The 14,203-nt window shown below is 49.2% G+C and carries 10 protein-coding genes; all 10 read right to left on the bottom strand.

The window, feature by feature from the left end; all coding sequences use genetic code 11:
* Positions 1-124 precede the first annotated feature (124 nt).
* The 10 genes from B9D94_RS30555 to B9D94_RS30510 all read right to left on the bottom strand — a co-directional run bounded on the left by B9D94_RS30555 (position 125) and on the right by B9D94_RS30510 (position 14,193).
* Positions 125-3,763 carry an S-layer homology domain-containing protein gene (locus B9D94_RS30555; protein ID WP_006213072.1) on the bottom strand — a complete coding sequence of 1,213 codons (3,639 nt, stop codon included), beginning with the start codon at positions 3,761-3,763 and terminating at the stop codon, positions 125-127.
* Between the two features lie 216 nt (positions 3,764-3,979).
* A complete protein-coding gene (locus tag B9D94_RS30550; RefSeq protein WP_006213073.1) occupies positions 3,980-5,104 on the bottom strand; it encodes a glycosyltransferase family 4 protein in 1,125 nt (374 codons plus the stop codon).
* A 113-nt stretch (positions 5,105-5,217) separates the two neighbouring features.
* Positions 5,218-5,976, bottom strand: coding sequence for a WecB/TagA/CpsF family glycosyltransferase (locus B9D94_RS30545; RefSeq protein ID WP_148248667.1), 759 nt, complete (start codon positions 5,974-5,976; stop codon positions 5,218-5,220).
* A gap of 5 nt (positions 5,977-5,981) precedes the next feature.
* A complete protein-coding gene (locus tag B9D94_RS30540; RefSeq protein WP_148248889.1) occupies positions 5,982-7,466 on the bottom strand; it encodes a polysaccharide pyruvyl transferase family protein in 1,485 nt (494 codons plus the stop codon).
* Positions 7,442-9,460 (bottom strand): DUF5693 family protein, encoded by a 2,019-nt coding sequence (locus B9D94_RS30535; RefSeq protein ID WP_148248666.1) that lies wholly within the window; start codon positions 9,458-9,460, stop codon positions 7,442-7,444. The genes B9D94_RS30540 and B9D94_RS30535 overlap by 25 nt, the downstream gene beginning before the upstream one ends.
* 118 nt (positions 9,461-9,578) lie before the next feature.
* Positions 9,579-11,297 (bottom strand): phospho-sugar mutase, encoded by a 1,719-nt coding sequence (locus tag B9D94_RS30530; RefSeq protein ID WP_148248665.1) that lies wholly within the window; start codon positions 11,295-11,297, stop codon positions 9,579-9,581.
* A gap of 45 nt (positions 11,298-11,342) precedes the next feature.
* On the bottom strand, positions 11,343-11,774 hold the full coding sequence (gene fabZ / locus B9D94_RS30525; protein ID WP_006213078.1) for a 3-hydroxyacyl-ACP dehydratase FabZ: 432 nt from the start codon (positions 11,772-11,774) through the stop codon (positions 11,343-11,345).
* Positions 11,775-12,207: 433 nt separating this feature from the next.
* Positions 12,208-12,408 carry a DNA-directed RNA polymerase subunit beta gene (locus B9D94_RS30520; RefSeq protein WP_036639963.1) on the bottom strand — a complete coding sequence of 67 codons (201 nt, stop codon included), beginning with the start codon at positions 12,406-12,408 and terminating at the stop codon, positions 12,208-12,210.
* 9 nt (positions 12,409-12,417) lie between these two features.
* Positions 12,418-13,242, bottom strand: a complete 825-nt coding sequence (locus B9D94_RS30515) for a flagellar hook-basal body protein (protein ID WP_006213080.1) — start codon at positions 13,240-13,242, stop codon at positions 12,418-12,420.
* Positions 13,243-13,311: 69 nt separating this feature from the next.
* Positions 13,312-14,193 carry a flagellar hook-basal body protein gene (locus tag B9D94_RS30510; protein WP_148248664.1) on the bottom strand — a complete coding sequence of 294 codons (882 nt, stop codon included), beginning with the start codon at positions 14,191-14,193 and terminating at the stop codon, positions 13,312-13,314.
* Between the last annotated feature and the right edge of the window lie 10 nt (positions 14,194-14,203).

Below are 14,203 nucleotides of genomic sequence, written 5' to 3'. Positions count from 1 at the left end.
TTATTTATGTTATAAATACCCTTTTCTCACGGATGCTACACAAATATAAACGAGAGCACTGCCATCAGAAATTGGGCGGGTGCTCTCGTTCCTTTTGTCATGCAGTTCTACTTATTAATATAACTTACAGCATTTTGAGCTTGCTCATCATGCGTTTCACGACGGTTGCCGTATCTGCACGATTCAGCACAGCATCCGGGTTAAAGTTGTACGTTGGCTTTTTCTCGCCCTCTTTCAAACTGTTGGCGATACCCGTCAGAATACCGGCCTTGTTCACGGCAAGAATGGCTGGATAGGAGTAATTCGACTTGATATTGCCGACATCTTCGAACTCCTTCTGAAGTGCCGCTTTATCTTTCTCGATTTCGCCCATCTTCAGGTTCAATGCACGTGCGATGATGTTCGCCGCCTCTTCCCGAGTCAGTTCCATATTCGGAGCAAAACTTCGTGGGGCGATGCCGCGAATGATTCCTTTTCTGGCCGCTGTCTCGATATAACGGTAATCCCACTGCATGCTGTTAACTACACTTTCCTGATAAATATCATCGAAGGTTAACTTGTTCTTATCCGTGTCGTAATCCAACGGGATATCCAGCAGCTTCACTACAATGGTAGCAAACTCACCGCGGGTCATCGGATCATACACGCCAAACGCATCTTGCTTGGACGCCTTCATGTATCCTCTGGCCAACATCAACTCAATATCGTTGCGGGCCGTTTTGTGCGAGATCGCATCGGAATAGCTGTAACGCAAGGATTTAACTGCATAATAACCAAAACCTTTGAAAGGTGCCGTGATTGTTTTTTTCTTGGCATCTACTTTTCCGCCAATGTTAATCCAAGTGCCCTGGGAAGGGTTATACCACCAGATTCCCAGGTTGCTGGATGCCGAGTTTACCAGCGCGGAATCGTATTTCAAGGTAATCGTACCTTTTTGGGACAGCTCCATCCAGTTCTGCGGAATCAGGCGTTGATGGAACTCGTGCCCTTTCGCATATGGATGAGTTGCCGCTTTTACATTAAAGTCTTCCACATTGCTGCTGTAAGCATTAAGTGAACCTGCATCCAGCCAGTATAGCGGGGAAGCATATCCGAAATGCGCAGCTGGCGTGAAACGGAATGCATTGTTGTTATCCCCTGGGATCAATGCCAGGCGTCCGTCCATTTCAACACCGTTCTCGATTTCTCCGATTCGGTTATAGGCCTTAATGGTCCGTCCATCAATCTGATTCGCGATACCGAACAGGATGTCGTGTTCACCAAGAAGGTTGATGGTCGGCACTTCTGCATTTGGACTTGATTTTGCCTGCTGAAGCACGGTGCCTTTAGGTAAAGAGAGCGATACGCCGCCTTTAAATACCGATACTTTGCCCGATTTTGAAATATTCGTTTTAAACTGGGAACCCTCTGTTGCATCATCTGTGTAAGTTACAACAAACTGTCCATTGGTCTTTTTGGTGCCTTGTTCAATCGTGAACTTAATCGTGTTTTTGCCGTTTTTCAGGTTCTTGACCTCAAGACGGAAGATGTCGCTGGTCTCGGATTTCACCATTGGCGTCTTGCCGATCAGAATCGAGTCGGCTCCCTCTGCCTTGATGCTCACCTCTACAAAGTTCTGTTTCAACACGCCTTCGTTAGGAAGCTTAGGAGACAGCACTTGGTAAGGAGCACGCTCACGTGTAATTTCGATGGTATCCGTAGTCGTGACGGATTGATAACGCGAACCGATGCTAATCGCCTGCAGTCCAACCTCTGGAAGAGCAAGCTCTTTAAATACAACGCGGGCAGAGCTGGAGTTAGCTCCGTTGACAATCGAATAGTACAGACTGTGATCCGCTTGGTTGATAGCGTCCAATTGAGTCTTCAGTGCCCCACCTGAAAGAGTCCATGTGCCAACATTATTTTTCGTGAATACTGCAAAAATGGTTGGTGTTGGATGACTGAGGTTGACCGTAATTTCGTCGGTGTATTCAACTTCAAAGCGAAGACCCAGGGCCTTCTCATATGTGTTATAAGCATTTTCAGCCGTTTCTCTGAACAATCCATCTGGATCGGATTCCGTTGCGGAGCCAACCGGGAATGGAATCATGTTTTTGATTACCGAACGGGTATCGCTAAAATAAAGCAGGGTCAGCTTCGTCGAGATTTTCCCGCTCTTGTCAGCGACAACCAACGTATTCGGACCTGGAATCAGCTGCAGGAATGTCGTATCCGTGAAACTGAACTCACCATTTCCGCTCACCGGCAAATCGCGCGTGTTACCATTCAAGGAAATGGTAAGTCCTGCTGTACCCGTGTAGTTGACAATACGTCCTGTTACTTGATTAAAATCTGAACTGTTCTTAAATACCTGATTGTTATACAAGTTAAAAATATCGATATACGTGGAAGACAGGAACGTTACCGGAATCACCTTGGTATCGGAAACGCCCGATCCATTGCTGGCCTTGATGATCAGATTTTGCTGACCTGTAGGCAGGTTTGTGATCTTGAAGACCGTGTTACCGTTGTAGGTGAATTTCTGGGCAATCGTCCCGCCGCCCTTGCTAGATTCAATCTCAACGTTACCTGCGTTCACTTGGTCCACCATTAAATAAATAGGCAGTTCGTTTAAGACTGTATCGTTACCACTCGGGAAAATGGATTGGGAAGTAGCTGATACCGCACCGCCACTCTCCGTTACGCCATATAGCTGGTACACCTGCTTGATTGTAGGTGCGTTAACATCCCGATAAGTAAAGGTGTTCTGCACGTCAAACCCTGAATTATTGTCCTTAATATAAACAACGTACTCCCCGCTCTGTGTGATGTTCACCGAGCCAGTGGTTGTAAAAGGGTACATCAAGGTACTGCCCAGCACGCTTGCTGCACCTACAGATGCCGGCGAGTTCATGATTGGCACCGTGGATCCTAGTGGAAATACGGAGACATCTAGAGTTGGAGCTACTGCAGGCGTACCAGCAGGAGGGGCATCCACGATAATATAACCGGAGATAACGCCGTTGACATTACCGGTTACCACGGCCTGCCCATCGATATTGGTGCTGCCGATCTTCAGTTGATTGACCGTCAAAGAGCCTGTCGGATGATAAACGACCTGTCTGTTGATGGTTTGGGATTTCGATTCGGAGTTCACAACAATTACCAAATCGTTAACACCCTTCTTCAATGGGAGCCCTGCGGAGTAATACGTGTCCCCGCCGCCGGCATACATAGCCATACCGTTAACGGTCACGCCCTTCGAACCGTTGGTTGCTTTGACCGAGATACTAACAGTCTGCGTGGTCACCACAACCGGTTTGGAGGCGTTCTCTTCCAACACGCGTCCATCGCTGAGCGCTACTTCATACACAGCAGGTACATCGGAGAACTTCACATAAGCCGTGGCACTCATCTGCTGGCCTTGCGTGCTCATACCGGACACGATGATTTTGTTCACGCCTTGATTCAACTGCACATTCAGAAACTCGAACGTATTCGCTGCTTCGTTCAGGATCGGCTTTACGCCGGTACCGCCCGTAGTTGTGTCATCAAAACGTTTGATCTCATACTGAATGGTATTCGGATTAATGCCGTTGTAGGTACCTGAAACCGAAATAGAGCTCCGGTTCTCCGGCGTTGGTGAATTCGGATCTGTGCTTAAATTAGAAAAGTGAAAATACAAAGCTCCATTAGCAGCTGAAGCCGGTAAAGCCGGAATTAGGGAAAAGAACATAGCTACAGCCAGTAACAGGCTTGCTATAGTACGGAAATTTTTCTTCAACGGTCGTGCCTCCTTGATCATTCGGACGTTGGAGTCCGTTTTGGTTGTTGCGTCGTTCACTGGGTCCCCTCACTTTCACTGACAGATTGGTTCTAGCGCATAGTTCATATATCGGAAGCGCAGGTCCTATTATTTAGCAAAACATACAAAAAAGCCTCACCTTTTTAGGTGAGGCAGACTTGTCTTATTCGGACGCAATATGAAAAAGAATAAGTTCTACTTGGTGCGGCTCTCGGTATTAGCCTTCATCCGCATTCGGTTAATCAGGCCAAGAATCGGCCGCTTGGTTTTGCCGACCAAGCCGATAACCTCAGCACCGATCTGCATGAAACACATCATGACGCAGATGACAACAAAGGTCACCCAGTTCGCTTCATACATAGCGGCAGAGGATTGAATGACAGCCAGCACACCGAAAAATGCAGCAATCACATAAATGATCAGCACCGTCTGGCGGTGACTGAATCCAAGCTCGCGCAGGCAGTGATGGAGATGTCCCTTATCTGGCGCAAAGATCGGCTTCTTCTGAATCTTGCGGCGAATGATAGCAAAAAATGTATCAGACAACGGTACGCCGATGATAATCAGCGGTGTAATGAAGGACACAATCGCAATCTGCTTAAAGCCGAGCAAAGACAGCATGGCCAAACTGAATCCGAGGAACAGCGAGCCCGTATCCCCCATAAAAATCTTGGCAGGATGGAAGTTAAAGAACAGGAACCCGATAATGCTGCCAAGCAGCAGCAGGCAGAGCAAGGCTACGGTTGTATTGCCCATCAGAATAGCCATGACCAGGATTGTGCTGATCGCAATACCGGATACGCCGGCAGCTAAACCGTCGAGACCGTCAATCAGATTAATTGCATTGGTTACACCGACAATCCAGAAGATGGTCAATGGAATCGACACCCAGCTCTCCAGCATGGAGTACCGATCCTGAAATGGTATATTTACAAAGTCCACAGTAATGTTAAATCCGAATACAACTACACAAGCAGCTGCAATCTGAGCCAAAAGTTTAACCTTGGCAGAGAGTTCAAATCGATCATCCAAGGCTCCGATCAACACGATCATGGAACCGCCGATCAGAAATGCCTTCATAAAGTTGGCATCACGAGCCGACAAGCTGTCTGGCAAAAAAGGAAGAACTGCAATCAGTCCAAGAATAAAAGCCAGATAAATGCCGAGTCCCCCGAGTCGGGGCATGATCCGCGTATGAACCTTGCGGGCATTAGGAACGTCAACTGCACCAACCTTAACAGCAAACTTCTTCACAAGCGGCGTTAAGAGCAGGGCGAGCGCGAGCGATACGATAAACCCGATGATGTATATCATTAACATGTAATCATTCGACCCCCAATATTGTCTACCGGTTGAATTATACTCCCTTCGGGTCCGAAAACCAATGCCAATTTCCGGTGATATCCCGGATTTTCCCCACAGAAATGAGCCATTTAGCCCGTTTTCGTTACATTTTCTTTCTCGCGCAGCACTTTCACTACGAATTTCGGCAGCGCAAGCATTCTTTTATAGCGGGTAGGCTCCTTCAGAAGGCGATAAAACCATTCGAGACGCAGCTTTTGGAACACTTTCGGTGCCCGTTTCAGTTTACCGGAGATAATATCAAAGGATCCCCCGACTCCCATAATCACAGGGACATGAAGCGCTTGTTTATGCTGGGCAATCCAAGGTTCCTGGTTGTCCGCACCGCGAGCCACAAACAAAACATCCGGAGAAGCTGCACGGATCTCCTCGATCACGGCAGAATCCTCATCAGGTCCAAAAAAACCGTCCCGGTGGCCGCATATAATCGCAGCCGGATATTGCATTTGTAACCGCTCGGCAGCTTCCTGAATCACTTCGGCGGTTGTACCCAGCAGATAGAACTTCCATCTATAGGTTTCCCCGACCTTCAATAATTCATGTAAAAGTTCGAAGCCGGTTACGCGTTCCTCAATCGGCTCGCCACCCACACCAGCAGCCCAGACGATACCCGTTCCGTCCGGAACGATCATTTCCGCGGTGTGCATCATCTGTTTGTAATCCGGATTATTTACGGCCGTCATCACCATAATCGGATTTGCCGTAATAACATGGTGGGGCTGCCTCGATTGCACAGCCTCGGTCAAGTATTTTACCGTATCCTTCATATTCAGTTTAGAAAAAGGTACTTCGAACACCGATACGGTAGGAAATGGATAGGTCTGTTTCATGTTTATCATCCTCTATGGCGTAAATATTGGGCAATGTGACACGCAGGTTTAGCCGCCTCCCGTTTCAAAACAGCAATCTGCTCACCGTGCTCCGCTCTCCATGCCAGTGCACCGTCCAACAACTGCAGCATCTGGTCCTTCAACACATCTCCATCAAGCGACTCACTGGTTCCGACAGGCTCGCTGCCAAGCCGCTTCAAAAAGTGATTAATCTTCGGATCGTAGGAAATGCCGAGCAGCGGCACACTCTGATTCGCTGCATAGATCAGGCTGTGCAGTCGCATGCCCAATATCAAATCACAATGACTGACCTCACGCAGCATGTCCTGCGGCTGCTTCTCATCATGGTAGAAACTGATCATAGAGCCATTCCGGGAGATATCACCAATCTGGCTCACAATAAACTGCGAAGCCTCTAGGTCATCCGGCTGATGAAAAGGAAGAAAACGAAGGTGTACGGGGCGCTGTTCGGCTAATGCCTTTAAACCTTCCCCAATAGCCTTCAGTTCTTTTCGCTCCGGATTCCAGTATCTGACCGAAATGCCGATGACCGGCAGAGCATCTCCCGTTTCATGACTTGTTGATGATGACTGTGATGGCATTTCTTCACCGGAGTACTCGTGCACTTGTTGCGATCGTACTCCTTCACAGGTATTCTGGTGTATTTCTTGCATTGATACCCCTTCACCAGAATCCTTGTGAACTTCAATAGAAGAAACAGAAGCAACGTCGGCTCTTTCCGACGACAATGGTGTATTCGCAGTCTCTTCAGTTGAGGAAACAATACCCTGTCTGATCCCATCATTAGTGTCAACATGGACTCCAGGTTCTGTCTTATCATGATGATCTTCAGCAAAAGCCTCATCTGTATGCAGCTCTTGCTTGCCTGCATCCATCTCACGCAACGACCTGTGATGTACTGCATTATTGTCGATGCAAGCATTTTCGCCTTCTGGCAGCGGCAAACCCATAACCGGATCCGGTACGACGTGAATCGCTTCAGCTGATATTCCCATGGACTGAAGCAGCTCGCCCGACTGGATGTCACGCACGGAGATGTAAGTGCATTTGCGGAAGACGGAACGGATCACGGGATAAAAGAGTTTACGATTCACCGGGCCTACGCCCTGAGCATAAATAAATGTAGGTTTGCCGAGCCATTGAGCAATCTTAAGAACGCCCAGATAATAAGGAATCGTCTTTGGACTGGTTGCATCCTGCAGCAGACTTCCTCCACCGCTGATCAAACCGTCACTGGCCTTGATCGCTTGACGAACCTCTCCAAGTTTCATCCGATGCACGGACTTTACGCCGTAGGCAGCGGATGTCCATTCCGGGTCGATGGAGAGTACAACGGGGTTGATCTCAACTCCCGCTGCCTGTCCTTCCTGTTCCAAAGCGGTCAGAATCGATTTCAGCACCGCTTCATCACCGCTATTTTTAAATCCGTAATATCCGGAAATGACTATCGTCTTAGAAGTGGAGACCATCGTTTCCAGATCCTTTCTGCCACTTGCCATACCAATATTGCGATCAATCCGATAATCAGACCAAGTCCAAGACCCAGCAGGACCCGAATAGCTGAAATATAGAGTGGCGTGTGAATATGCGTGAATGTTCCGACCATCGACAGCTGCCCCATCACACCGATAATGAGCAGATAGACAGCATGACGATACTTAAATGACAGGAATACGCCAAGCACCATCATTGGATGGGCCAGCAAGAACTCCTTGTTACGAGGGCGTACGCCGAATATATTCTCCAGGAAAGATCGGAATGCCATCTCGATGGATGAAACGGAGCCTGAATTACCTGTACGGGTGAGATAATACCAACCGACGATCGCCACAATGCCGGCTGCAATGACCCAAGTCAGCGTAATCGGAGACTTTAACAGCTTCAAGATCGAGTGGTACGTAGATCCGCCGCGGTACAGAATCACGTAAACGGCAATGAGCGCAATCGGTGCCGCGGCAAGCAAATTGACACCACGGAACTGCTCCAGAACAAGCATATACGTTACATTGTTTAATAGAGCTACAACGATCGGTACGGCTGCAAGCGACAGAATAGAGGTCTTCACCAGCAATACGATGGAATGTGTCACTCTTCTGCCAGGAGTCATGTCCGGTATGGTTTGCTGCGTTTCATTGACTTTTCGAATAGCTAGAATAACAGCTACCGTCGGAGCACTGATGGCGGCAAATAAAGCAAGCGCCTGCTCTAGCAATGATGCATTAAGAACATACAACCCTGCACTGCCCACCAGGCCGATCAGGAAGGCTGCGATGGTAAGGAACGGAATGAAGTGGGACACCATCAGTGAGATCAAAGCCACGGCTCCGACAACAGCTCCAAGCTTAAAGTATCGCTGCAAGGACGAGTCGGTCACTTGGAACGGCTCTGCAGGACCCATCGTGAACCCATTGTCCTCCATCTGTTTGATGGCTTGACCCGATCCGGTCAAACTGTCAATCAGATTATCGAGCGGATGGGTGACGGATGCTTTGGTCATATCCCGGCTCGGCTCGGCATTCAAATAAAACATCCGGATGTTACGGTCTTTGGACGCTAAAGCAAAGCGGTCCCCAATAACCTCCGGTTCGAGATTAGCATCCCGCTCACTAAGGGAATAAATACGGGTTACATTGTAATCCGTTAAATAAGCCAGTTTCGTGAACCCTTTTTGCGGACGTTTAATGTTCTCAATGGCCACCAGGCCGATATCATATTGGTTCAATAGCTGTGCAAAGGAATCCAGGCTCTTCTCTTCCGCATTATCATTGAAACCTTTGGCAGATTCGCCTTCAAACAGAATCCGTTTCACACCGTTTTCAACGAAATAAGCCATCAGGTTCTCCATATAGGCCTCATCATATGGAAGACTGTCAGACAGACGCGGCACAATGTTAAAGCCCTTGTCCCGAAGCATGCCAATGGTAATCGGATCTGGAGACAACGGCTTAATGACCGCATTGGAGCGTGGGGTTTCCAGAACTAGGCCATCCACTGCACGGTCGAACTGCCACGGTCTTACCGGAATATTGAGTCTCGTAAAGGTTTCCTCAATAATCGGTTTAATTAAAGCTGCGCTCTCCTCGTTCAGAAAAGCAACATACGTAAAATTCTCGTTCGGAGAAATCGTCGTGCCTGTCAGATCAGCAACCTGCTGCCCGTCATAAACCGAAATCCGCCGCGATTTTGCCAGCTCGTCCAGCGTGCTTTCATACAGTGCCATACTGATCACGCCGGCGTCTTTCAGGCGATCCAGTTGCTCGGAGACAAAATCCTGCGGCTTAGACTGATACGCCGCGACATCCAACAAATCCCGATAATCGAACACCAACTCAACGTTGTTTGATGTCGACTCTGTTTGCAGTCGGTCATAACCTACAGGCAGGGCCGCTGCAACGCCAAGAACAACCAGAATCCACAGCCACTTGCGGGCTGCCGTGTTCCAGCGTTTCCATTTCTGAACCACGAAAGTACCTCCTCATCGAACCTATAGGAATTTACGATGGAGGGCAACAGCCCTTAGGCCTTGCAGCAACCATCGTAAATCCCCTTCGTTCTCTTCTCTCATTAAAATGTATCTATGGTTAAGCGTCTACCCGGGCCATGACATGATCCGAGAGCGATTGAATTTTGGCCTTGGCATCGGCGAGGGATTCACCTCGCACGGCAAAATACACTTTGATCTTGGGCTCGGTGCCTGAAGGTCTCAAGCAGAACCAAGAACCGTCCTCAAGCAAATATTTTAACACGTTTTCCTTCGGCAGCCCGTCCAAGCCCTCCGCATAATCAAGCACTTGCTTGACCAGTACGCCCCCGACTTCCTCCGGTGCATGATTGCGCCAATCGGACATCTTCGCTTGAATCTGCGCAACGCCGTCTTTGCCTTTCAGCGTACGGGACTCCAGTGATTCGAGGAAATAACCGAACTGCTCATACAGCTCCTGCAGCACATCGTATAAGGTTTTACCTTGACCTTTGTAGTATGCCGCAGCTTCGCATATCAGCATCGAAGCGAGTACAGCATCCTTATCGCGTGCATAATTGCCTGCCAGATATCCGTAGCTCTCCTCATAACCAAACAAATACGTATGACTCCCGGACTCTTCGAATTGGGTCATTTTCTCCCCAATGTATTTAAAGCCCGTCAATGTATTCAGCACGGCTGCACCATAATGCTCGGCAATTGCCGCTCCCATCTCACTGGTAACAATGGTCTTGATAACAGCTCCATTGTTTGGCAGCTTCCCTGCTTCCTTCAATTGACCCAGCAAATAATGAATCATAATGGCACCGGATTGATTACCAGTCAGCACAACGTATTCGCCCTGGCTGTTCTTCACAACAGCCCCCATGCGATCTGCATCCGGGTCTGTCCCGATCAGAATGTCAGCCCCCACTTCCTCGCCAAGCTTCATTGCGAGTGCGAACGCCTCCCGCTCCTCCGGGTTCGGTGATTTTACGGTGGAGAAATTGGCATCCGGCTTAGCTTGCTCCGGAACGACATGGATATGCTTGAAGCCGATGTTTCGAAGCACGCGTTCGACGGGGGCTTGCCCCGTTCCATGCAGTGGGGTAAAAACAATCTTGAAATCCTCGCCAAGCTTGGACGCGATAAGCTCCCGGTTCACACTGACATTTGTCACCGTATCGGCAAAAGCCTGATCCTCCGCTTCGCCAAGCCATACCAGCAGACCCTGAGCCTCGGCATCAGCCTGTGACAGCCTCTTCACGGCGGAAAAAGAATCCACCTCCTGAATTCGGGCAATCACGTTCTCAGCTTCGCTTGGTACCAACTGACCGCCCTCGCGGTTGTACACCTTATAACCGTTATACTCCGGCGGATTATGGCTGGCCGTAATGACAATTCCTCCGGTAGCACCCAGATGGCGCACACTGAAGGATAATTGCGGTGTAGAGCGCAAGGAAGGATACAGCTTCGCTACAATTCCGTTGCCGGCCAGTACCAAAGCCGCCTCCAATGCAAACTCAGGCGAAAAATGGCGGGAATCATGGGCGATAACAACAGACGGCTTCCCATCTGCAACCCCGTGCGCCTCCAGAATATAGCGTGCAAAGCCTTGTGTAGCCCGACCTACCGTATATTTATTAATCCGGTTGCTGCCTGCGCCGATGACACCGCGCAAACCGCCCGTTCCAAATTCCAGATCACGATAAAACCGTTCCTCCAGCTCCTTCGCATCGTGCTCAAGTGAACGAAGCTCCTGCTTGGTCTCCTCATCAACATAAGGATCATTCAACCAACGCTGTACCGTATCGATTGTTCTCTGACTCATCTCTGACATGAAAAAAAGTCTCCCTTCCTCATCCAAACAAGAATAGTCTGAAGATTACTCCTTATCCGCGAGAGCAAACATAATCTCTCCCCCGGCAACTACACGCCCATCAACCGTTGCGGTCGCTTTCCCCTTACCGATCATGCCCTTCAGGCGGGTAATCTCGACTTCCAGTCGCAGCGTATCGCCCGGCACCACTTGTCCGCGAAAGCGGAACCCGTCAATACCCGCCAAAAAGCCAAGCTTGCCCCGATTGCTCTCCACGTTGAGAATCGCTACAGCGCCCACTTGCGCCAAAGCCTCTACAATCAGCACGCCTGGCATAACCGCATATTCAGGGAAATGTCCGACAAAAAAAGGCTCGTTGATCGTGACGTTCTTGATGCCGACCGCACGTTTGCCATCCTCAATCTCCACGATCTTATCGACCAGCAAAAATGGGGGACGATGCGGAATAATCTCTTGAATCTGTTTGATGTTCAACATAGTATTAAAATCCTCCTTATGTACGTACCCGCCAAGCATAGTGTTTGAAAAGGGCAGTCTGTTCCATATGCTTCCGTTATGCCGTATACGTATAGCTGCGGGCAGTGTTGTTGATGTTCTATCATGCTTCATCTTTGAGGTTAGCTACATGAATTTCAAATCATATGCATAAAAAGAAGGATCTGCGGTAAAAATGATGGATATCCTTCACCACTGCAGAAGTGAAGGTTTCAGATAAGGGGCTTTCTCCTTTCGGACATTCGTGTTCAAGGAGAGGGCCCTTTTGATATACATCCGTCCATCGTCATGAAATGACAAAGTTAATACGCAAGTCCCATCCCATTATACCGTTTAACCCCAAAAAAAGAAAACTCCCCTAGAGGGAGTTCGGCATCGCGGTACAATTCAATTGTTAACTCGCCCTGACATTCCGTCATGGCGCAAATATCAAATCAAAAACATGCTTCCACGTGCTCCATTCAAACACTTCACTGAACTCCTGATGCCCAAGCACAACATAACCGAAGACCATTCCTCCGAATAATGCCAATATAAGCAATACAGGAATCATGATGCGGACGGCTAGTTTCCATCCGGAAGTTTTGGAGCGCTTCTTGGCTTTTGATTCACTCATGATGCCCACCTACCCTCGCATTGTGTTGGCAAGGTTCATCATGGTATCGCTGGAACTTAGCGCACGTGCCATGAGCTGGTAGGCTCGCTGAACTTCCATCATCTTGGTCATTTCATCGGTCAGATTGACATTTGATTGCTCAACAAAACCGGAAAGCACCGAAGATTTCGGAGGCTCGCCCGGAGCAGGAGGTGTTAAATCAAACACATCTCCTTCCGTCAAGCCTTCCCCAACGACAAACAAGTTATCGCCCACAGCAACCAAGCCTTCCGGACGCTCGAGCTCAACCACCTTCAAGGTAGCCACAATCGAGCGGACGCCTGCGAAGGTCTCCAATATAATCTGACCTTTCTCATTCACGGCAACTTTCCCTTTGGACGGGAACGAAATGGGATTATTGTTCACGTCGAGCACAGGGTAGCCCTGCGAATTGGCCAGCAGCAAGTTGTTAGGGTTACGGGCATCCGGGGTTACATGAAATCCGCCTTCGCGGGTGTATCCAATTGCGCCATCTCCCTGAACCGCAAACATGGCTTGTCCATCAATCATCAGATCGAAGGGATTCCCCGTTTCCTTCATAGCTCCCTGCTCCATGTTCTGCACAACGGAAGATAGTCTCATGCCATACCCGAGAGTATAGCCTAGCGGTGTCGAACGGCCCGTCCGGTCAAAATCCTTATGATGACCCTGAACCTGAGTCAGCACATCATCAAAGGAGGCTTCCTTTTTTTTGTAACCAGCCGTGTTGACGTTTGCCATATTGTCCGCAATGACATCCAGTCTCTGCTGGAGAGCATTCATCGACACCATAGCGCTAATCATCGAGTTGTTCATCACTTACCTCCCGTGGGCTCACATATTCATACGGCAGCACGCTGCTGCCTGCCAACCTGTAGACACTGCTTATACTCGGCCAATCTCATTGACCGCCTTCTCCAGCGTCCTGTCATAATATTGAACGATTTTCTGATTCGTTTCATACGCGCGCAGCGCAGCGGTCAATTCCACCATCGATTGCGTCGGATCCACGTTGGACCCTTCAATAAATCCCTGACGAACCACTCCGTTATCGGCCGGTGTCATGAACCGCACTTCCCCGTCCGGATCGGACATGCGGAACACGCCATTCCCTTCGCGAATCAGCCCATGAGGCTGGCTTACAATGCTGACTCCCAGGATGATGCCTGTCCCGTTGCCAGCGGCGTCCATGATTTCTCCTTGCTCATTCACTGTAAAGTCAGACGCCGAGCCTGTCAATATAATCGGTCTGTTATTGTTATCCAGAACCTGATAGCCACTCTCGCTGAGCAGGTTACCTTCCGGGCTCACCCGAAAGCTCCCGTTACGGGTATACCGGGTATCCCCGTTCTCGTCCTGAACCGTGAAAAAACCTTCGGGTCTATAGATAACCTCGCCGTTCTCATCGACATATCTGCCGGAAGCATCGAACGGATAATCCTGACCCGTTGCCGGATTCTGAACGGTAAAGGAGGATACCAGCGCGAAGTCTGTGTTCTTGCCGGATTCCCGAAGCGCGCCTTCGGTATAAAGCGAGATGCTCTCCTCCGCATACACGCCGGTATTAAACTTACCCAGCTTCCGGCCTGCGTTCGACGAATCGTTGCCCCCAATCATGGAGACAAGCACTTCAGGAAACGAACGCTGTACGCTGTTTGTTGCCTTGTAGCCTGCTGTGTTGACGTTGGCGATGTTCTGCGTCACCGTATTATGTCGTTGCTCCTGGGTCATCATCCCCGAAGCTGCTGTATATAGACCTCTTAACAATGAAGGCACT

Source organism: Paenibacillus sp. Cedars, from assembly GCF_003184205.1.
GTDB lineage: Bacteria > Bacillota > Bacilli > Paenibacillales > Paenibacillaceae > Paenibacillus_AQ > Paenibacillus_AQ glucanolyticus.
This window is presented reverse-complemented; position numbering and strand designations above follow the sequence as displayed.

What these genes read in the sequence shown, in the direction of transcription:
- B9D94_RS30550 (WP_006213073.1), bottom strand. Translation starts at nt 5,104, where the DNA reads ATGTTAATGATATACATCATCGGGTTTATCGTATCGCTCGCGCTCGCC.
- B9D94_RS30545 (WP_148248667.1), bottom strand. Translation starts at nt 5,976, where the DNA reads ATGAAACAGACCTATCCATTTCCTACCGTATCGGTGTTCGAAGTACCT.
- B9D94_RS30540 (WP_148248889.1), bottom strand. Translation starts at nt 7,466, where the DNA reads ATGGTCTCCACTTCTAAGACGATAGTCATTTCCGGATATTACGGATTT.
- B9D94_RS30530 (WP_148248665.1), bottom strand. Translation starts at nt 11,297, where the DNA reads ATGTCAGAGATGAGTCAGAGAACAATCGATACGGTACAGCGTTGGTTG.
- fabZ (WP_006213078.1), bottom strand. Translation starts at nt 11,774, where the DNA reads ATGTTGAACATCAAACAGATTCAAGAGATTATTCCGCATCGTCCCCCA.
- B9D94_RS30520 (WP_036639963.1), bottom strand. Translation starts at nt 12,408, where the DNA reads ATGAGTGAATCAAAAGCCAAGAAGCGCTCCAAAACTTCCGGATGGAAA.
- B9D94_RS30515 (WP_006213080.1), bottom strand. Translation starts at nt 13,242, where the DNA reads ATGAACAACTCGATGATTAGCGCTATGGTGTCGATGAATGCTCTCCAG.